Raw genomic sequence first — 19,457 nt, 5'->3', positions numbered from 1 at the left:
TTTCCATTAAATAATTCGTCCATAGGGTAATTTACAGGTTAATCAGCGATTTGTAAAGTAAAAAAATCAGTAATTTACCATTTTAATGATTTAAAGCTTGATCCAGAGCAGTAATATTCTCTTTCATAAGAGATTGGTAAGTCACATCTTTGTTCTTCGCATCCTCATCTGTCAGTACCGACATATTGTGAAACTTAAGTGCCTCCGTGTTTGTCTTAGCCTTGATGACATCGGTAATCTTGGAAGGAATGTTCTGTTCATATAAAATATAAGGAATCTTCAGCTCATTGATATCATTGATCATCGTGACAATCTCCTGTTGCGAAGGTTCTTCATTGTTCATCCCTGAAACACCTTTTTCAGTAAAGTGATAACGATTAGCTAAATAGCCGATGGACTCATGGGAGATATAAATCGTGTCCCTTCTAGGGTGCTGAGTGATTTTTTTCAGTTGAGCGTCAATGTCCGAAATATCTTTGACCAGTTTCTGATAGTTCTGGTTATAGTCCGCCTTGTTGTCAGGATCAAGCTTGATCAGACGATTTTTGATTTCTTCTGCAAAGGCCTTATTCATGACAGGATCCAGCCAGACATGGGGATCATGAGCGGTTTCCACTTCTTCGTGTTCATGCTCATCGTGATCATGATGATGTTCGAGCAGCTGCTTTTCAGCGAGATTCGCTGCGACCGCTAACGTGTTGCTGCCATTGACCGCTTTGTTCATTTTGGCTGCGACCGGGTCAAGTTCATCACTGGAATAGATGAAGAGATCACCCTTCGCGATATTTAAAGTATCCTGCTGCGTCGGTTCGAACGTATGGATATCAGTGCCATTCGGATAGATACTCTTGACATCTACATGGCTGCCGCCTATCTGTTCGGTCATTGATTTAAATGGAAAGACGGTGGTATAGACCTTTAATTGTTCTTCATGAGGGCTGTCATTCTGGCCGCATGCACCCAGCACAAGAGTGCCCATTAATAATAGTTTTGTAAGTCTTTTCATATTTACATCTCCTAATCGTAATCATTTCGATATATATACTAGCCTCCTTTTAGCAAGAATGCAAGGGCGATAACATATTTTATTTCGCTTTAACGCGTTTAAGTTTTTAAGCGTTAAAACTTTTGCTTGATAAATCGTCTCTAACATTATACAATTTGAAACATAGTTGAAAGAAGGAAGTGAATGGAATGGAACAGAAACAAATGGATAGAGATTTAAAAACCCGCCATATTTCAATGATTGCCATTGGCGGATCAATCGGTACCGGCCTCTTTATGGCGAGCGGCGCCATTGTCAGCCAGGCAGGTCCTGGAGGTGCATTGATCGCCTACATGCTGATCGGTATCATGATTTATTTCTTGATGACCTCTCTCGGAGAACTCGCTACTTTTTATCCTGTCTCAGGTTCTTTCAGTGCATATGCGCAGCGGTTTATCGATCCAGCTGCCGGCTTCACTGTCGGTTGGATGTACTGGATCATCTGGTCACTGGTAGCAAGTATAGATATCATCACAGCAGCGAAAGTCCTGTCATACTGGGATACATTCAGTGGCGTCAGCTCACTCGTCTGGTGTTTTGTCTTTTTAGCCCTGTTATTCCTGCTGAACGCCTTCTCCGTTAAATCATTCGGTGAGGCAGAATACTGGTTCTCATTTGTTAAAGTATTGACGATTATTCTCTTCCTGATCATGGGTGTCCTGATGATATTCGGTATCATCGGCGGAGAGCCGGTAGGTCTAAAGAACTTTACAGTCGGCGATGCACCGTTTGTCAACGGGACGCTTGGATTACTGGGCGTTCTGGTCGTTGCGGGCTTCTCGTTTGGCGGCACTGAAGTCGTCGCAGTGACGGCTGGGGAATCAGACAATCCACAGGAATCGATGCCTAAAGCGATCAAGCAAGTCTTCTGGCGTATCCTGATCTTCTACATCGGTTCGATTTTCGTTATCGGCGCCCTTCTTCCTTATACGGACCCGAGACTCCTAAACGAGGCATCTGATGTTGCCATGAGTCCGTTCACGCTGATATTCGAGAAAATCGGTATTTTATTTGCGGCATCTATCATGAACGCAGTCATCTTGACCGCCGTGCTTTCTGCCGGTAACTCCGGGCTGTATGCGACGAGCCGTCTGCTTTATTCTCTCAGTCAGGACAAACAGGCACCTGCTTTTCTCGGCAGACTGAATAAACGCAATATGCCGTTTAACGCGCTGCTGTTAACCACAGCCTTAATCATCATGACCATCATCTATGCACATATCGACATGGGCGGCTATTCCAAACTGCTGAACATGCTGGGTACGCTCGTGCTCATCGTCTGGGCTATCAGTGTCCTCAGTCACTTCAGACTGCGTGCTGCCATTAAGGCGCAGCATAAAGATATCAATGGGCTGCTCAGTTACCAAGCACCGCTTCATCCTTTGGGCGATATCGTGGTCATCGGCACTGTGCTATTCCTGCTGATCGGTCAGTCATCCGCTGATATCATGGCGCTCAACTGGCCGAAACTGGTTGAGTCAGTCCTCCCGATTCTTATTGCGGTCGGCTCATATCTCATCTATAAAACGGTGCGTAAAACAAAAGTGATTCCGCTTCATGAAATTGACCTCTCTAAACATCATATGAATCAATAAAAGCAGGGAACTGATGTCAGTTCCCTGCTTTTCAGTTATAATAAAGAAAACGCTAACAAGGAGGATTCCTATGGCTATCGGACAGATTAATATTTTTGATGACGTGATGAAGGAGAATGAGACGTTTGTTATTGTTGTTCAAGGTGTCTACAACAAGAAGGGCCAGCTGATCAAGAAGATTCTGAGGGAATACCCGAGCCTTGATCATACAGCGATGAAACGTCTTTTTGAGCATCTTAAGGACCAGTACTTAAATGAACCGTTCGACACCGATCAGGCATTTTTTGATATCACCGTCTATACGAATGAAGATTATGCTGCTGATCACATTTATGCGCATACAAAACGTCATCGTCATCCTGGTGACGAATGGACCCATACGAGTAAATAAGAGGCCATGGCCTCTTATTTTCTTTATAGAATGATGGTTGCCTCTTTTTCTTCAATCATTTCAACAATCTGATTATGTTCATTCAGGACAGCGACTTTAGGATGATGTAGACGCGCTTCTTCAGTCGTTAACTGGACATAATTCATGATGATGACAATATCGCCTACTTGAACGAGCCTTGCTGCAGCACCGTTCAGACAGATGACACCACTGCCTCTTTCTCCAGCTATCACATAGGTTTCAAGGCGGGCACCGTTATTGTTATTAACGATAGCGACCTTTTCATTCGGCAAGATATCCACTGCATCAAGTATATCTGCATCTATTGTGATGCTGCCGACATAGTTCAGATCTGCCTGTGTTACTCTTGCACGGTGGATTTTACCATGCATCATCGTTCTGTTCATTCTGATTCTCCTATTATTATATTGTCTATTAAACGTGCGTGACTGAATTTAACTGCAAGAGATATAAAACACTGTCCGTCAATCTTCTCGGTCTCTGTCAGTTCAGGGTACCGGTAGACAGCTACTTCATCTACAATGCCGTTAGTGTGTTCATTCAAGTAACTTTCGATGGCTGCTTCAATTACTTTTGAATCTCTTGTACCTTCAGTGATTAGCTGTCGGGCCATTTCAAGACTTTCTGACAGATGAGCCGCTTCCTGCCGTTCGGTATCTGTCAGATAGACATTCCGTGAGCTTTTAGCTAATCCGTCCTTCTCCCGGATAATCTCTACACCGACAATTTCTATATCATGATTGAAGTCTCTGACCATCGCTTCAATGATAGCAAGCTGCTGGGCATCCTTCCTGCCGAAGTAAGCAGCAGAAGGTCTAACTATATTGAAAAGTTTATTGACCACTGTGACCACACCGTCAAAATGGCCCGGACGTTTTGCACCTTCCAGGACATCGGCTAAAGCGCCTACATGCAGCGTGACCGCTGCCGGCTCTGGATACATCTCCTCGGCTTCGGGATGAAAAAGATAATCGATGCCAGCAGATTCTGCAACAGCGAGATCCAGGTCCAGCTGTCTCGGATAAGCATCATAATCCTCATTCGGTCCGAACTGCAGTGGATTAACGAAGACACTGATCACAACGATATCATTTTCATGACGCGCCTTTTTCATCAGTGCCTCATGACCTTCATGCAGAGCGCCCATCGTCGGCACAAAACCAATTGAACGCCCCTGCGCTCTGAGTCGACGACTGATGGCAGTCATGTCTTTAACTGTTCTAATTATTTCAGTCATTATTCTTCTCCATTATCTGTACTTTGTAAATATATTCTTCACTCGGAAATCTTTCTGCTCTTACTTCCTCATGGTAAGTCTTTAATGCCTCAATACCTGGTCGGAAGTCTCCGTATATCTTGACAAATTTCGGCTTGCGTTCTGTACCATACTGCAGAACATCATGATAGACCAATACTTGACCATCCGTCTCTACTCCTGCCCCTATGCCAATCACTGGAATCTTCAGTCGTTCAGCGATATGAGCGGCGAGATCACTTGGTATCGCCTCTAAAACCAGCATTACAGCACCTGCACGCTCAACGGCCAGGGCATCCTGAATCAACTGCTCTGCTGCTTCTTTCGACTTCCCATGCACACTGTAGCCCGTGATGCCGACACTCTGCGGCGTCAGACCAAGATGAGAAACGACCGGTATGCCAATCAGCCTGCATTTCTCAATCAATTCCAGATGAGCGCCTTCTATCTTGATGGCCTCTGCCTTTGTCTCACTGTATAATGTGATGGCACACTTCATATCCTGTTCATCACTGATACCGACACTACCAAATGGCATGTCGACTACCATATAGGTATCAGGTGCACCTCGCCTTGCAGCTTTAGCGTGATGGATCATATCATCAAGTGTGACATAGACTGTACTGTCATAGCCGAGTACTGTCATCCCTAGACTGTCTCCGACTAGGATAATATCAATGCCCGCTTCCTCTACTTGTCTTGCACTCGGATAATCATAAGCTGTCATCATAGAGATTTTGATACTCTCTTGTTTCATTGTCATTAAATCTTTCAATTTTTTCAATATGACCACTTCCTTCTCACATGGATAATTTATTATAATCAAGTATAAGTGAAAAGACTATAACCATAAGGAGCTTATTATGACTAATTTCGCAGTCATCGGTAATGGCGCTGTCGGCAGTGTCATTGCACACGAGCTGAAAAGTGCCGGCAAAAATGTCCGTCTTTTTGGTCGCCAGGAACAGCAGATCATCCTCTCACTGCCGCAGCAGGTGAAACTGAATGTGACGTCACTCGTCGTCAACCAGGAGAAGTTTGACTACATTTTTGTAGCTGTCAAAGCAACTCGTATCGCTGAAATCAAAAGCGCGTTAAACAAAATGTGTCATGACCATACAGTCATCATCGTCTGTCAGAATGGTATCGGCCAGCTCTCTCAGTTCGATATGGCGTCCTCTTTCCAGGCTGCCGTCTATATCAGCGGAGAGAAAAACGGGCTACGAGTCAAGCATTTCCGTGACAAGAAACTGGTTCTGCCAGACCATCCGCTGATGCGCCAGCTTAAGCAGGCCCTCAGTGATACAGCACTTGTCATTGAGATCAGTTCCAGCCAGCTGACGATTATCTGGTATAAGATGCTCGTCAATCTGGGTATCAATACGGTGACTGCCCTGTCCAAGAATACCGCTCAGATCCTGGAATTATCACAGGTAAGAGATTTAGTGCAGACATTGCTGGAGGAAGGCATATTAATAGCCAATACCCACGGTGAATCATTCACACATGAGGTTGTTGATGAGATCATGGCTATCTACGACGGCTATCCGCCTGAAATGGGCACTAGTATGTACTATGACATGCTGGAGGGCCGCCAGCTGGAATATGACTTTATCCAGGGTGAATTCTACAGGCTGGCGCGTCTTTATCATCTGACGACACCAGTACTGGATACTTGCTGTACGCTCTTATCGGCCTATCAATATAAAAAACACTAGAATTCTCTAGTGTTTTAATATATATCGGTCAATGATATCTGCAATACCATCATGATTATGGTCGCCTGTGACAACATCTGCAATCTGCTTGATGCTGTCCTTGGCATTGCCCATCGCGACGCCAAGCCCTGCAAACTCCAGCATATCCTTATCATTATCACTGTCTCCGAAAGCCATGACTTCGTGCGGTTGTATGCCCTGTGATTCAGCAAATGCATTCAATGCCACACCTTTAGAAACACCCATAGCCATAAACTCAAGGAAGAAGGGTTTAGAAGTCGTCGCATGAATATCGTCATTAAGACGACCATCAAGCTCACGGTCAGCAGCCGCAATCCTCTCCTCAAAATCCACCGCCATTGCTTTTGGTACATTGCCTTGTACATAATCCTTTAAGTTCTGAACCTCTTTCATCGGCAGACCGGTCAACTCATGCTCTACATTCATATAAGGATGGTGACCTTCATAGACAATTGTGTCATCCATATAGGTCAGAATAAAGAAGCCATGCTTTTTGCAGTAATCATAGACCGCGTCGAACTGAGACTTCGAAAGAGGTTTCTCCTTAACAACGGTCATATCCTTCATCCGGGTCAGAACAGCGCCGTTAAAGCTCAGAATAAATGATTCTCGTTTATCAAGCTCCAGTTCCTTCGCGGCTTTCGTCATACCTGAAGTCGGCCGGCCCGATGCCAGCATGACTTTGACACCTGCAGCCTGCGCTTGGATCAGCGCCTCTCTGGTCCGGTCAGAAATCACATTTTCTGAAGTCATCAGTGTGTCATCCATATCCAGTGCAATCAGTTTATACATTATGTCACTCCTAGGGTTTTACCTTATCTTAGCACAGATGGCCCCGGTTGTATCAACCGAGACGGCCCTGACAATACAATGCGGCAGCGCAGCAGTCAATAATGCTCCCAGCTCCGGAGAGTCAGGTCTACCCATTACAAACAGCGTAGAACCTGCACCACTGATAAAGAGGCTGCCTTTATCCTGCACCACGCTTTTGACGGCCTGATAATCCTGGATCAGTGCGGCACGATAAGGTTCATGGAAGCGGTCCTGCATTATCAGCTGCCCTGCCAGCTGATAATCTTTCCCGGCAAGGGCGGCGACCAGGACATTGGAGATGGCACTTGCCTCTACCGCTTCAGCGAACGGAAGCGTGCGCGGCAGTGCCTGTCTTGCCTCATCTGTCTTCAGTTCGTAGGGCGGTATAACAAGGTAGAGCGGCCACTCTATGGCAGGCAGTGTCATGTAGCGGCATGTCTCACGGTCATAACAGCCGGCAATGACACCCCCTACTAATGACGGAACGACATTGTCAGGATGTCCCTCTTCCTCTGTAAGAATATCAACCAGCGTCTGCCTGCTTAGATTCAGCCGGCCGTAATGATTGACCAGAAGGAGGCTGGCGATCAGAGCCGTGCCAGAGCTGCCGAGGCCACGCGCCAGAGGAATCTCTGACGTCATCTTGACATGCAGACAGAACGGCTCCACGTTCAGCATGCGACAGAACTGAGTGACCTGCCGGGCGATAAAATGGGTCTCATCTATTGGTAATGAGACCAGTTTGTCCCCATGATGTTCAAAGTGCCAGTGCTCTGCTCGCTCAGCTGTGATATCGAGATAGAGGTTGAGTGCCATTCCTAACGAATCAAATCCAGGTCCGAGGTTCGCAGTCGATGCAGGCACACGTATCCGGATCATGATAACTGTCCTTCTATAAAGCGGATAATCGCTTCTTCGTCGTTCTCCAGGACAGCAGGGACTCGCTCGACCTGATGGATTGCAGTCTGAGGATCTTTCAGGCCGTTTCCTGTCAGCACCGCTACGACTTTCTGACCGCCTGCAAGTTTACCTTGTTCATGAAGTTTAAGAAGGCCGGCGATAGATGCATTACTCGCAGGCTCTGCAAAAACACCTTCTTTTGTTGTCATCAGCTGGTAGGCAGCTAATATCTCGTCATCCGTCACACTGTCGATCAGCCCTTCAGATGAATCACGCGCTTCAACAGCACGCTGCCAGCTTGCTGGGTTACCGATACGGATCGCTGTTGCTACTGTCTCCGGCTGTGCGATGACTTTATTCTGCACAATAGGTGATGCCCCCTCTGCCTGAAAGCCGTACATTTTCGGCAGCGCAGACCCTTTCTGCTCATGATATTCATTAAATCCTTGCCAGTAGGCCGTGATATTGCCGGCGTTACCGACTGGAATGGCCAGCACATCCGGTGCGCTGCCGAGCTGGTCGACAATCTCGAATGCCGCCGTCTTCTGACCCTCAATGCGGTAAGGATTGACTGAATTGACGAGCTCAATATCCTCACTCTTGTCCGCAACTCTACGCACAATATTCAGCGCTTCATCAAAGTTCCCTTTTATAGAGACAATATCGGCCCCGTATATCATCGCCTGCGCCAGTTTACCGAGTGCTATCTTGCCTTCAGGAATAACGACTATCGTCTTCAGGCCAGCTCGTGCAGCATATGCAGCGGCAGCGGCAGACGTATTGCCGGTAGAGGCGCAGATGACAACCTTGCGCCCTGCCTCCTTGGCTTTAGCTACAGCCATGACCATGCCGCGGTCCTTGAATGAACCCGTCGGATTGGCCCCCTCGTACTTCGCATACAGCTCAATATTCAGCTGTTCAGATAAATAAGGCAGATGAATCAGCGGGGTATTGCCCTCATTCAGCGTCAGTAACGGTGTTTTTTCTGTAACTGGAAGAAATTCCTTATATGCGTGTAATAACCCTTGCCATCTCATTATTCTGCACCTTCAATCTGATAAATTTTCAACTCCGGCTGATTCAGCTGCTTCAGTTCAGCCTCATTCACTTCGTAGGCATAATGGTCCTCGTACTGAGCGCATGGTCCGGACAGTCCAATCTTCTGCTTGCTGATGACCACATAACGTCTACCGGGTTGCTGCTGACATTTACCGAGCGTAAAATGCGGCGGCAGTGTATGTTTCTTCGTCTCCAGCTGACTGATCACATACATGAGGTCACTGACTACAGCACTGCCCGTCGCAAGGCTCCCTGCCCCGCGTCCATAGAACATCGTATCGCCTACAGCATCCCCGTCGACATAGATCGCATTATATTCATTTTCAACATGCGCGAGCTGATGCTTGTCGCTCAGCAGACACGGCTTAACAGAGGCCTGGACATGTCCACCGTCATACGAGGCCTGTCCTATCAGTTTAATCCGGTAACCGAGTGCTTGAGCGAGCTTGATATCTCTGAGACTGACGTCACGTATGCCTGTGACGTCACAGTCCTCTAACTGGATAAATGCGTTGAAGGCGAGATAACTCGTAATCACCACTTTACGCTGTGCATCGATACCGTCGACATCAGCTGTCGGATCCGCTTCAGCAAAACCTCTTTCAGTTGCAAGCTGCAGCGCTTCTTCAAATGACAGATTATCGTGCGTCATTTTGCTTAGAATAAAGTTAGACGTCCCATTAAAGATGCCCATAAAATGATGGATGGCATTCGCATTCAGGCCGTTGTTGATGGCATTAACAATCGGGATGCCTCCCGCCACGCTTGCTTCATATTTCAAAGCGGCTTGCCGTTCAGCCGCCAAGGTCTCAAGCTCCTCCAGGTGCGCGGCCAGCATATCCTTGTTAGCGGTCACAACATGGACGCCCCTGTTCAGGAAATGACGGATATAGGAAATAGTCGGTTCTATACCGCCCATGACCTCAATTACTATATCAAGATCATCGGCCAGGATATCATCAATATTATCTGTCAGATGATAAGGAGACAGGTCCACCTCACGTTGCTTATTGACATTCTTCACATAGATATGCTTAATATTCAGTTCTGTCTGCATGCAGTCCTTCAGTTGCTGCTGATTCTGCTCCAATATTCTGATGACACCACTGCCGACTGTACCCATTCCTAATATCGCTATATTAATCATCACAAAACTCCTTTGTACTTTCAGTAAAAACAATTGTCCACTTGTAATGGATTGTTAGTTATAGTATAACTGAAACTATAGACTAATCAAGTGGAAAGAAGGTTTCACATGAAAATATGTAAATTCGGCGGCTCTTCTGTCAGCAGTGCAGAGCAGATTAAAAAGATTTTGAATATCGTCAACCAAGACCCTGACAGGAATATCATCATCGTGTCAGCGCCAGGTAAAAGAAATGACAAAGACACGAAAGTGACTGACCTGCTGATCCAGATCTATCAGGCAGTAATGGCGGGCCGAGACTGCTCAAGTCAGCTGGAAGCGGTGATAGAACGGTTTGAGGAAATTGAGGAAGAACTTAAGCTCAGACACTCTATCAAGTATCAGATAAGGACAGAACTGACTCACATCATCGTCTCGCTTCGTGACAGGCCTCTCTACCTTCTGGATGCGCTCAAATCATGCGGAGAAAATTTTAATGCACAGCTCATCGCTCAGTATAATGTTGAGCAAGGCGTCCCTACCCGCTACTTATCACCGCTGGACATCGGACTCATGGTGACTGATCAACCCGGTAATGCCATGATACTGCCGGATAGCTACGAGACGATCCGTGAACGTCTAAGCAGCTATCATGAAAAAATCATCGTCCCCGGTTTCTTCGGCTATTCAGAGACAAAAGAAATCATCACTTTCTCACGCGGCGGCTCAGATTTGACAGGTGCAATCATCTCACGGGCCATGAACGCTGAACTCTATGAAAACTTTACAGATGTCAGCGGCATCTACAGTGCAAGTCCGATGATTATCCGTCAGCCGAAAAAGATAGATGAACTCACCTATGATGAAATGCGGGAACTTTCCTATGCCGGTTTCAAGGTCTTTCATGATGAGGCTGTAGCGCCGCTCATTCACACCGGTATACCTGTCGTCATCAAAAATACAAATGACCCGGCAGCACCCGGCACCCGTATAGTGTCAGCCCATGCATCCACGGGGGTTGTAGGGGTCAGCTGTGATACGGGCTTTACGAGCATCAATATGAAGAAATATCTGATGAACAGAGAAATAGGCTTCACACGGAAATTACTGACGATACTGGAAGAGATGCAAATCTCTTACGATCATATGCCATCCGGTATTGATAACATCAGCATCGTCCTCAGAAGTCATCAGTTAACAGGCAAACTGACAGCGCTGATCAGCAGAATCCAGCAGGAACTCAGCGTCGATGAAATCGATGTGGAGGAAGATCTGGCCATTTTGATGATTGTCGGTGAAGGGATGAAGACGGCTGTCGGCACTGCTAACAAAGCGACTGCTGCCCTCAGCCGGCAGCAGGTCAACCTGAAGATGATCAATCAAGGTTCATCAGAGATTTCTATGATGTTCGGTCTAGATGCCAATCAGGCAGAGACAGCAGTCAAGGCTGTCTATGAGGCATTTTTCCATTAAAAAAGACACCTCGTGAGGTGTCTTAAAGTACGAGCGGCTGTCCGAGCAGCCACTCTATTTTCATTTTGTCCAGTTCAAGATGAGCCAGTTTCTCTCGTTTGATGACTTTATTATGTGTGTAATCTATAAAAATGTCCTGTCCGAACAGCTGATGATGAATATGATAGATCTCCTTCGTTGCTGAATAGCGCTGAATCAGCTCAAGGAGGGCTATTTTTTTTTCGTCAGACCAGTTCTTCGTATGATGGATATGAAATATGACGACCGGTTCATCATCCGGCATAATCATCAAAGTCTTCTCCAGTAAATCCAGCTCATCACCTTCAAGCAGTTCGACAGGATGCGCCAGAAAGATATCACGTGCCTTCTTCAGATTATGGCGACGCTTGACTTCTTCCGGATAGAATAAACTCATCATCCAGTTAAAAGCCTCTTCCTCTTCTATCCGTATAACATCAGATGACAGGCCGTATTTCAGACGTGGATGTGTCAGCGGTCTTAATGTGTCATGCGGGTAGCCTTTGATCTTCATCTTGATATTAATATCTTCTGTGTGACCCACTTTATGATTCTTGTTAAACGTATAACCATACCAGTCATAATTAAGGAGCAGCCCTGCTTTCGTCCCTAATTCAATCACGTTAAAACTCTCACGCTCAGATTGCTCCATCATATAGTGAAAGATAGGAATCAACAGTGCAGAGCGTTCGACGATATTTTTCTTCAGATCACCGCTGCGGGCAAGAATCATGATTTCATCTAAATGCGAGGTGACAAATGACTTATAGACTTCAAAACCACGGGCATCCATTTCCAGAGGATGCTCCGAAAAGTTTAAGTAATAGTTTCTCAGCTCATGTTCTGTAGCGTATAAAGTGCTTAAGACGGCAGACATGAAGAGCGGGATGAACTGTTTATTGCCTGTAAACGGGCTAAGCAGCCCCTTCATCTCTTTATCTTCTGCCATATGCTGCCCCAGTTGATGGTATAAAGGACTTTTCTCTTCAACAGCATTGCTGTAGGCTAGCATGATTTCCTTATATTTTAAAGCCATGATGGTTTGTTCTCCTATCGGCTGTTTATTGAAGAGTAATCATACTATAAAAGCGTATTAAAATAAAGAAAAGTGGATTAAAAAAGTTGACAAAGTTGAGTTTTTAAGTCATATGAAAAATCATCAAAAAAACTTTCAGCCGCCTGTTCAATGATTGGCTCCATCTCCTCAATAAGACTGAGACCCATAGATGTTAAATAGACATTCTTCGCACGAGTGTCAGAACGTGAGTCCTGTCTTCTGATGAGTCGCCGACTTTCAAGATTTCGGAGAATCGTTGAAAGTGTCATCACATCTATCCCTGTCTGTTCACTGATCATGGACTGAGTCATTCTTCTGCCTGAAGCCTCTAATATATGCATGCCGTTTAATACTCTGAACTGGGGGTATGTGATATCATAACCCTTCAATATTTGACGGCTTAAGGCCGTCCATTCAGACTGCAATGTCTGCAGATTTTTTATTGCTAATAATCCTTCACTCATCAAATCGACCTCTTCTTTTATATATCTACTTATATTATAAACACTTATAGAATATATAACAAATGCTATTAAATCAATACATTATAATTTACCCTATTAACGAAAGTGAAATAAAAAAGCATACGAACGTATGCTTTAAATGAGTTTCTCCATAATTCTGACGTTATAGTATTGTCCGTTCTGGTACCCATGGTTTTCAAAGATGCCAATATCTCTGAAGCCACATTTCAGATAGAGTTGATGCGCTGCTTCATTAACCTCCAGCACCATCAGCATCATTTTATGAAAATGATTGGCCTGAGCACTTTTTTCGAGAGCGCTGAGCAGCTGGCGACCAATTCCTTTTCCTCTTTGATTGCGATCAATATAGATAGAAAGTTCCGCAACACCTTCATAGGCAGCCCGGTAACGATAAGGCTGTAAAGCTGTCCAGCCCACAACCATACCCTCATCTTCAATCACTAATTTGGTATAGCGTTCCGAGCGGTCGAACAACCACAGGCGCACTTCCTCTTCTGTTTTTCCTCTTACTTCAAGTGTCGCTATTCCATCCTCTATGCCTTGATTATATATAGCGGTAATAGCCGAAAGGTCTCTTAGTTCTCCTGGTCTGATATTCAATGATGTGCCTCACTTCATGTTAGATTACTGCTAAGATTATTTTATATCTCACACCTCATACTGTAAATTACAAAATAGAGTAAATATAAATCTTATTACTGCTTACAAAACTTTAATATTTTCATGAAGCAGATTGCTTGGTCATTTAAGATTCTGGTCTTATAATAGGACTATTCTTCTGGAAGACCCAGCTCTTTCAGAAATCATCTTATACAGAAAGCCGGAATTGATATGAACAATAAAATCATAGCAGGTTCAGTACTGACGTCAGCTCTCTTGCTGTCAGCACTCAGTCACACAACACAAGCTCATGCCTTTGAGAAATCCATCAACCATACTGTCTATAACATCGAACAGGAAATGGACAGCGTCATTAATGGACCCGAACAGTTACCTCACGAATCTCTGGCAGACGCGGCTGCAATCGGGGAAAGCAGAGCAATCCATAATCTGACTTTCACATTAACGAAAGTGAAAGCAGCACAGGAAGAGGATGCGAGTCTGCCTGATGATATTGTGACCGTCTACTATACCGTCAAAAACACATCAGCTGCACCCTACTATGCGGGTCAAAGCGCGACAATTTATTATCAAGGTAAAACGGCAGATGCCTATGCCCTTTCTTCTGATAAGTCAGCAATGATTCAACCGGGTGACACAGCTGAAGTGAGCCAGTCATTCAGATTGAATCCAGAGATTAAACAGTTTGACGTAGAAGTCGGTCCTCTATTTGATATAAACGGTCAAAAAGCACTCTATAAAGTATCAGAACATTAACCGGACTGCAGATTAATCATCTGCGGTCTTTTTTTAATAGCATCTCAATCCTACGAGTAATTTGAGAGTCATGCTTTTCAACATGAATCCCGTTCCAGAAATTATCTTTCACATATCTGGGAATAAGATGAACATGAAAATGTGTGTTCTGATCCATCATTTTTCCATTGTTAAAAACGACCGTCACACCTATCCCTACTTCCCTTTCCAGCAGAGTGATTAATTCCTTCTGTAAATCTGCTATATCTGATACTTCTTCTGTTAAAAGGTCACAATAATTCATGACATGACGCTTGGATATAATCAGTAAATGCCCATACTGGATTGGATCAATATCAAAGACGACTTTAAAGTAATGTGATGTCATAAGAATTTGTTCTTTCTTAAGATGGTGACAGAAAATACATGTTTCTGAATTCATATAATCCCTCCATTAATGACAGCCATAGAATCCTATACTTTAGAGGTAAGTGTCCCAGGAAAAGTCGTGGTCTGTCAACATAATATTGGACAGTTTTTATAGAACATTTCTTTATATTCCTTCGGAGTTAGATCATTCAACGCACCGTGCGGTCTGACATTGTTATACCAGTTCACATAATCAAAAAGTTCAATATTCAAATGATTGAGAGAAAGAAAGTGAAATTGATTAATAAATTCGGTCTTCACCGCTTTAAAAGTTGTTTCAGCAACCGCATTATCATACGGACACCCTTTCATACTCAACGATCTCTGAATACCGAAGGTATCAAGCACTTCATTAATGAGATGATTATCAAATTCTTTTCCTCTGTCGGTATGAAACATCTGTACCTCCCTCAGATCATGCCTGATGGTGCTGAGAGCCACTGAAACGAGACAACTATCTTTCCGGCGTCCTGCACTGTAACCGACTATTTCACGGTTAAAGAGATCAATAAACAGACATATGTAATGCCATTTTCCTGCCACCTTTACATATGTCAGGTCGCTCACAAGCACTTCCATCGGCCTTTCTCTATGGAATGCTCTGCCTAGAGCATTAGTGATATGACGTTCATTTGACTGAGCCGGAAAGGCTCTGTAACGCAAGGATGTATAGGTGGAGACAAGATTCTGGTTTTTCATGATACGGCCAATCCGTCTCCTAGAAACCTTAAGTCCCTGTTTTTCTAAATGAATCTTGATTCTTCTCGTGCCAAAACAATGCCGGTTTGTATTGAAGATCTGAATGATTTTCTCAGTGACATCTCCGTCGGGATGCTCTTTTTCTCTGTCAGTCAGCTTATTCACTTCATAATAGTAGGTGCTTCTGGGAATCTGCAGGACTTTACACATTGCTGATACTGAATATTTCTCGGCATTCTCACGAATGACGGCTATCTTCGTCCCATGATCAGCGCTGCTTGCTTTAAAATGTCGTTCTCCATCTTCAGCTGCTGGTTCTCTTTACGTAATTTTTTCAGTTCTTTCTCTTCATCGCTCAGATTGTCATTGTGCTGAAATGACCCGGTATATTGATGCTGTTTGATTCATTTTCCTAATGCCGAAGGCGTCAGCTCATATTCACGTACAATTTCATTTCTAGGTTTACCATTCTCATAAAGTTTGACCATCTGTAACTTGAATTCAGGACTGAAGCTTCTTCTTTCTCGTGACATAAATAAAATCGCCTACTTTCTTAGATTAACAATATCTATTCACATAGAAATTGTCCAACTAAGTGTAGACGATTTACCTTGATTCTATGGCTGCCGAGTGTCTATTTTTCTTTTAGGTCCGTCACCTTGATACTGGCAATCTTCGTTTTTTCTTCCGCAAGTTGACTTCTTAAATCTTCCAGTTCTTTCCGTGCCTGTGCTAACTGTTTTTTCGCTTTTGCTTGACTGGCTTTCTTCTTCGGCAGCTTTTTCAGAGATTTAATCTCTTCCCGCTTATCATCATACTGAGTCTGTGCCTTTTCCAGAGATTTTTGATATGGTCTATAATGCTCTTTTACTGACAGAAGATGCTCTTTATCATTGACGTCATTCAGTTTCTCCATCTGATCAGTTAACACATACGCTTTAACGAGTTCATTTGCGGCAGAGCGCTCTTTTAAATCAACCTTGTCACGCAACTTGATGACTTCATCGTATCGACCTTCTCTGCTGGCGAGATAGAAGTTGAGGACGTCATTGTCCTGTTCTTTCGCAAGCGCCTTAATTGCCGGTTGATTATTCTGATTAATCTCCGGACCGATCAAGTACACCGCTTCTTTATCCAGACTGAGTGCTTTCTTATACTGCTGGTCCTCAACCAGCCACTTAAGATAAATGGCGCGCTGTTTATCACTGTTCAGCTCGTCATACTTTAAAGACGCCATCTGTTTTTTAGCCTGCTGATGATCTCCGCTGATGTATTCACTGAAAATATCATTCACTCTCTGCTGCTGCTTCAGCTGCTGATTCAGTGCTTCAGATTCCTTTGTCTTCTCTGACAGGTTCTGATATAGGAAGAAGGCGCCAGCCATCACCAGCAGTGCGGCTAATGTCATTAATAGATAACGCAAAGGCTTACGACCGGAACCACTGGCTACAGTCCTTTTCACCGGCACAGCACCCATCCCTTTAGATTGGCTGAGACGTGCAGTGATACTATGGCGAATAGACTGAATATCTTTCGCACGCAGAACTTCATCAGCAAACTGGAAAACATCCTCATCCTGGTGAATAAAATCAGATTTAAGCGGCTTGACATCGCCTGTCTGCAGATGAGTGAGACCCAGAATAATCAGACGCTTCAGTCCATTTAGAGGTGTTGTATCATCATAGACGACTAGATCTCCAAAGTTATGCAGGACAGCTTTCACTCTATCCTTCTCATCTTTATGATGCGCAATAACAAAGTTGTTTAAGTCCCAAAGTACACGTACCTGATGCTGGTCCTGAAACTCTGCCACATCGGTCAGTGAAGAGAACAGTTCAAGCTGTGTCATAAAATCATCATTGCGGATTTCAGAATACATCGTCGCATCCTGCAGAAAATAATCAAATGAAATATATTTACCCCAGTCATTAAAACGAGTAATCCGGCAGAATACATGATCATGATTGAAATCACGGGAGAACGCCTGGTAGTCCTCCATCAGCTTCTCCTTGTTCGTATAGATATCCTTAAAATTCTCAAGCGGTGAAACATACTCAACCGAGTTGCTGAAGACATTAATCTCACCGTACCGGTTAATCTTAAACTTATTCAAAACATCACTTCCCTTAATTCAATCAACTTTATCTATTAGTTCTTATTTTAACATTCGTTTATGAAAATCGTGAGGGAAAAATTATTAAAATAAATGATTCACATGCTCTATATATGCAATGGAAAGATTTCTCAAGAGTTACACAATCAATGAGCACAAGAATCAGATGCTATCATTCAAAATCAAGGCAATAAATAACCACTCTAGATGATCACTAGATTCACAGTTCAGCTATTTCAGAATTGTGGTGCAACGTGAAAATCGAGGCCAACATCAACGAATGATTGATGAATCAAATAAATTGTTATCTTCTAAAAGTCAAAGACACCAGTCGCGATATAAATACATGAAGATGTCCTCACTTATTCTTGCAGCTGCAATCCCTATATATGCTGCTGCCGATATAGAACCTTTCAAAGTAGATGCAACCCTCTTTTCAAGGTTGATTGGTTTATCATTAAAATCAGATTGTCACCAAAGTATATAATAAAAGAAACCCCGAAACCTTGTCGTTTCGGGGTTTTCAGCTCTTAATATTGTTTCAGGTACTGCTCTTTCTCCCATTCACTTACTTGCATACGATACATATCCCATTCAATTGTTTTTGAATTGATGAACTGACGGTAAATATGTTCGCCTAATGCTTCTTTCATTGCGCCGTCTTCTTTCATCGCTTTGATGGCTGTATACAGGGTTGATGGAAGATCTTCGATACCGACCGCTTCTCTCTCTTCACGGTTCATTTCATAGATGTTCTGATCCACTGGTGCTGGTGCTTCTAATTTGTTCTTAATTCCGTCAAGTCCTGCTTGCAGAATCGTCGCAAGCGCCATATATGGGTTCGCTGCTGGGTCTACTGAACGTACTTCTACACGCGTTGAGATACCACGTGATGCTGGAATACGGACAAGTGGTGAACGGTTCTGTCCACTCCATGCGATGTACACAGGTGCTTCGTACCCTGGTACTAATCGTTTGTATGAGTTGACCAATGGGTTACATACCGCTGTAAATCCTCTTGCATGTTTCATAATCCCTGCGATGAAGTGACGTGCATCATCTGATAATTCCATGTCACCATTTGGATCGTAAAATGCATTCTCTTTCGGTCCTTTGAAGAGTGAAACGTTGAAGTGCATACCTGATCCGCTTAAACCGAATACAGGTTTCGGCATGAATGTCGCATGAAGGTTATGTTTACGAGCGATTGTTTTGACTACTAATTTGAATGTCTGAATGTTATCACATGCAGTGACCGCATCGGCATATTTGAAGTCGATTTCGTGCTGACCTGGCGCTACTTCGTGGTGAGACGCTTCGATGTCAAAGCCCATGTCTTCTAATTCAAGCACGATATCACGGCGGCAGTTCTCACCGAGGTCAGTCGGTGCTAGGTCGAAATAACCCCCATTATCATTCAGTTCAGTTGTCGGTTCGCCTTTTTCATCCAGTTTGAATAAGAAGAATTCAGGTTCCGGTCCTAAGTTGAAGTCTGTAAAGCCCATTTCTTCCATTTCTTTTAAGACACGTTTTAAGTTCGCACGTGGGTCGCCAGAGAAGGGCGTGCCGTCCGGTTTATGGATATCACAGATGAGACGTGCCACTTTACCTTTGTCTGAAGTCCACGGGAAGATCACCCATGTATCAAGGTCAGGATAAAGTTTCATATCTGATTCCTCGATACGGACAAAACCTTCGATTGACGAACCATCGAACATCATTTCGTTGTCGAGTGCTTTTTCAAGCTGGCTGACTGGAATCTCTACGTTCTTGATGGTCCCCAGAATGTCTGTAAACTGCAGACGTAAGAATCGTACATTCTCTTCATTTGCAAAACGGATGATATCTTCTCTCGTAAATTTAGCCATAATAGCCTCCAATGT

18 protein-coding genes and 2 pseudogenes are annotated in these 19,457 nt (G+C 44.1%); 5 read left to right on the top strand and 15 right to left on the bottom strand.

The window, feature by feature from the left end; all coding sequences use genetic code 11:
• Nucleotides 1-82: 82 nt before the first annotated feature.
• Nucleotides 83-1,006 (bottom strand): metal ABC transporter solute-binding protein, Zn/Mn family, encoded by a 924-nt coding sequence (locus QSV55_RS05465; protein WP_289651004.1) that lies wholly within the window; start codon nucleotides 1,004-1,006, stop codon nucleotides 83-85.
• A 188-nt stretch (nucleotides 1,007-1,194) separates the two neighbouring features.
• Between QSV55_RS05465 and QSV55_RS05460 the strand changes: the two genes are divergently transcribed.
• On the top strand, nucleotides 1,195-2,640 hold the full coding sequence (locus tag QSV55_RS05460; protein ID WP_289651003.1) for an amino acid permease: 1,446 nt from the start codon (nucleotides 1,195-1,197) through the stop codon (nucleotides 2,638-2,640).
• Nucleotides 2,641-2,710: 70 nt separating this feature from the next.
• Nucleotides 2,711-3,031, top strand: coding sequence for a hypothetical protein (locus QSV55_RS05455; RefSeq protein ID WP_133450556.1), 321 nt, complete (start codon nucleotides 2,711-2,713; stop codon nucleotides 3,029-3,031).
• A 23-nt stretch (nucleotides 3,032-3,054) separates the two neighbouring features.
• Here QSV55_RS05455 and panD read toward each other — a convergent pair whose 3' ends face one another.
• Genes panD through panB form a run of 3 tightly spaced genes read right to left on the bottom strand, consistent with a single transcriptional unit; the run spans nucleotide 3,055 to nucleotide 5,091 of the window.
• On the bottom strand, nucleotides 3,055-3,438 hold the full coding sequence (gene panD / locus QSV55_RS05450; protein WP_133450555.1) for an aspartate 1-decarboxylase: 384 nt from the start codon (nucleotides 3,436-3,438) through the stop codon (nucleotides 3,055-3,057).
• Nucleotides 3,435-4,289 carry a pantoate--beta-alanine ligase gene (gene panC, locus QSV55_RS05445; protein WP_289651002.1) on the bottom strand — a complete coding sequence of 285 codons (855 nt, stop codon included), beginning with the start codon at nucleotides 4,287-4,289 and terminating at the stop codon, nucleotides 3,435-3,437. The genes panD and panC overlap by 4 nt, the downstream gene beginning before the upstream one ends.
• On the bottom strand, nucleotides 4,282-5,091 hold the full coding sequence (gene panB, locus QSV55_RS05440) for a 3-methyl-2-oxobutanoate hydroxymethyltransferase (protein WP_289651001.1): 810 nt from the start codon (nucleotides 5,089-5,091) through the stop codon (nucleotides 4,282-4,284). Before panB ends, panC begins: the two co-directional genes overlap by 8 nt.
• A gap of 79 nt (nucleotides 5,092-5,170) precedes the next feature.
• On the opposite strand from panB, the gene QSV55_RS05435 reads away from it, so the two are divergent.
• A complete protein-coding gene (locus tag QSV55_RS05435; RefSeq protein WP_289651000.1) occupies nucleotides 5,171-6,025 on the top strand; it encodes an oxidoreductase in 855 nt (284 codons plus the stop codon).
• 6 nt (nucleotides 6,026-6,031) lie between these two features.
• Here the strand turns inward: QSV55_RS05435 and QSV55_RS05430 are convergent, their stop codons facing one another.
• From QSV55_RS05430 to QSV55_RS05415, 4 genes and pseudogenes are all read right to left on the bottom strand, one after another.
• Nucleotides 6,032-6,838 (bottom strand): Cof-type HAD-IIB family hydrolase, encoded by an 807-nt coding sequence (locus QSV55_RS05430; RefSeq protein WP_289650999.1) that lies wholly within the window; start codon nucleotides 6,836-6,838, stop codon nucleotides 6,032-6,034.
• An 18-nt stretch (nucleotides 6,839-6,856) separates the two neighbouring features.
• Complete coding sequence (gene thrB / locus QSV55_RS05425) at nucleotides 6,857-7,738, bottom strand: homoserine kinase (RefSeq protein ID WP_289650998.1); 882 nt, start codon at nucleotides 7,736-7,738, stop codon at nucleotides 6,857-6,859.
• Nucleotides 7,735-8,799, bottom strand: a complete 1,065-nt coding sequence (thrC, locus tag QSV55_RS05420; RefSeq protein WP_289651054.1) for a threonine synthase — start codon at nucleotides 8,797-8,799, stop codon at nucleotides 7,735-7,737. Before thrC ends, thrB begins: the two co-directional genes overlap by 4 nt.
• A 167-nt stretch (nucleotides 8,800-8,966) precedes the next feature.
• Nucleotides 8,967-9,965 (bottom strand): annotated as a pseudogene (locus QSV55_RS05415) (homoserine dehydrogenase); the annotation flags it as partial.
• Between the two features lie 108 nt (nucleotides 9,966-10,073).
• On the opposite strand from QSV55_RS05415, the gene QSV55_RS05410 reads away from it, so the two are divergent.
• Nucleotides 10,074-11,417 (top strand): aspartate kinase, encoded by a 1,344-nt coding sequence (locus QSV55_RS05410; RefSeq protein ID WP_289650996.1) that lies wholly within the window; start codon nucleotides 10,074-10,076, stop codon nucleotides 11,415-11,417.
• A gap of 22 nt (nucleotides 11,418-11,439) precedes the next feature.
• Here QSV55_RS05410 and QSV55_RS05405 read toward each other — a convergent pair whose 3' ends face one another.
• The 3 genes from QSV55_RS05405 to QSV55_RS05395 form a co-directional block, all read right to left on the bottom strand.
• Nucleotides 11,440-12,471 carry a DUF2332 family protein gene (locus QSV55_RS05405; RefSeq protein WP_289650995.1) on the bottom strand — a complete coding sequence of 344 codons (1,032 nt, stop codon included), beginning with the start codon at nucleotides 12,469-12,471 and terminating at the stop codon, nucleotides 11,440-11,442.
• Between the two features lie 77 nt (nucleotides 12,472-12,548).
• Nucleotides 12,549-12,956 carry a MarR family winged helix-turn-helix transcriptional regulator gene (locus QSV55_RS05400; RefSeq protein ID WP_133450545.1) on the bottom strand — a complete coding sequence of 136 codons (408 nt, stop codon included), beginning with the start codon at nucleotides 12,954-12,956 and terminating at the stop codon, nucleotides 12,549-12,551.
• Nucleotides 12,957-13,091: 135 nt separating this feature from the next.
• A complete protein-coding gene (locus QSV55_RS05395; RefSeq protein ID WP_289650994.1) occupies nucleotides 13,092-13,577 on the bottom strand; it encodes an arsinothricin resistance N-acetyltransferase ArsN1 family A in 486 nt (161 codons plus the stop codon).
• Between the two features lie 231 nt (nucleotides 13,578-13,808).
• On the opposite strand from QSV55_RS05395, the gene QSV55_RS05390 reads away from it, so the two are divergent.
• Nucleotides 13,809-14,354: a hypothetical protein gene (locus QSV55_RS05390; protein ID WP_289650993.1), complete on the top strand. Its 546-nt coding sequence runs from the start codon at nucleotides 13,809-13,811 to the stop codon at nucleotides 14,352-14,354.
• A 16-nt stretch (nucleotides 14,355-14,370) separates the two neighbouring features.
• Here the strand turns inward: QSV55_RS05390 and QSV55_RS05385 are convergent, their stop codons facing one another.
• The 4 genes and pseudogenes from QSV55_RS05385 to glnA form a co-directional block, all read right to left on the bottom strand.
• On the bottom strand, nucleotides 14,371-14,775 hold the full coding sequence (locus QSV55_RS05385) for an HIT family protein (RefSeq protein WP_289650992.1): 405 nt from the start codon (nucleotides 14,773-14,775) through the stop codon (nucleotides 14,371-14,373).
• A 74-nt stretch (nucleotides 14,776-14,849) separates the two neighbouring features.
• Nucleotides 14,850-15,994, bottom strand: a pseudogene (locus QSV55_RS05380) (IS3 family transposase).
• Nucleotides 15,995-16,095: 101 nt separating this feature from the next.
• Nucleotides 16,096-17,574: a hypothetical protein gene (locus QSV55_RS05375; protein WP_289650991.1), complete on the bottom strand. Its 1,479-nt coding sequence runs from the start codon at nucleotides 17,572-17,574 to the stop codon at nucleotides 16,096-16,098.
• A 530-nt stretch (nucleotides 17,575-18,104) separates the two neighbouring features.
• A complete protein-coding gene (gene glnA, locus QSV55_RS05370; RefSeq protein WP_133452564.1) occupies nucleotides 18,105-19,442 on the bottom strand; it encodes a type I glutamate--ammonia ligase in 1,338 nt (445 codons plus the stop codon).
• Between the last annotated feature and the right edge of the window lie 15 nt (nucleotides 19,443-19,457).

It is taken from the genome of Macrococcus bovicus (genome assembly GCF_030376725.1).
Lineage (GTDB): Bacteria > Bacillota > Bacilli > Staphylococcales > Staphylococcaceae > Macrococcus > Macrococcus bovicus.
Note: the sequence above shows the minus strand (reverse complement) of the source record. Positions and strands in the feature narration are given on the sequence as shown.

What these genes read in the sequence shown, in the direction of transcription:
- QSV55_RS05465 (WP_289651004.1), bottom strand. Translation starts at nt 1,006, where the DNA reads ATGAAAAGACTTACAAAACTATTATTAATGGGCACTCTTGTGCTGGGT.
- QSV55_RS05460 (WP_289651003.1), top strand. Translation starts at nt 1,195, where the DNA reads ATGGAACAGAAACAAATGGATAGAGATTTAAAAACCCGCCATATTTCA.
- QSV55_RS05455 (WP_133450556.1), top strand. Translation starts at nt 2,711, where the DNA reads ATGGCTATCGGACAGATTAATATTTTTGATGACGTGATGAAGGAGAAT.
- panD (WP_133450555.1), bottom strand. Translation starts at nt 3,438, where the DNA reads ATGAACAGAACGATGATGCATGGTAAAATCCACCGTGCAAGAGTAACA.
- panC (WP_289651002.1), bottom strand. Translation starts at nt 4,289, where the DNA reads ATGACTGAAATAATTAGAACAGTTAAAGACATGACTGCCATCAGTCGT.
- QSV55_RS05435 (WP_289651000.1), top strand. Translation starts at nt 5,171, where the DNA reads ATGACTAATTTCGCAGTCATCGGTAATGGCGCTGTCGGCAGTGTCATT.
- QSV55_RS05430 (WP_289650999.1), bottom strand. Translation starts at nt 6,838, where the DNA reads ATGTATAAACTGATTGCACTGGATATGGATGACACACTGATGACTTCA.
- thrB (WP_289650998.1), bottom strand. Translation starts at nt 7,738, where the DNA reads ATGATCCGGATACGTGTGCCTGCATCGACTGCGAACCTCGGACCTGGA.
- QSV55_RS05410 (WP_289650996.1), top strand. Translation starts at nt 10,074, where the DNA reads ATGAAAATATGTAAATTCGGCGGCTCTTCTGTCAGCAGTGCAGAGCAG.
- QSV55_RS05405 (WP_289650995.1), bottom strand. Translation starts at nt 12,471, where the DNA reads ATGGCTTTAAAATATAAGGAAATCATGCTAGCCTACAGCAATGCTGTT.
- QSV55_RS05400 (WP_133450545.1), bottom strand. Translation starts at nt 12,956, where the DNA reads ATGAGTGAAGGATTATTAGCAATAAAAAATCTGCAGACATTGCAGTCT.
- QSV55_RS05390 (WP_289650993.1), top strand. Translation starts at nt 13,809, where the DNA reads ATGAACAATAAAATCATAGCAGGTTCAGTACTGACGTCAGCTCTCTTG.
- QSV55_RS05385 (WP_289650992.1), bottom strand. Translation starts at nt 14,775, where the DNA reads ATGAATTCAGAAACATGTATTTTCTGTCACCATCTTAAGAAAGAACAA.
- glnA (WP_133452564.1), bottom strand. Translation starts at nt 19,442, where the DNA reads ATGGCTAAATTTACGAGAGAAGATATCATCCGTTTTGCAAATGAAGAG.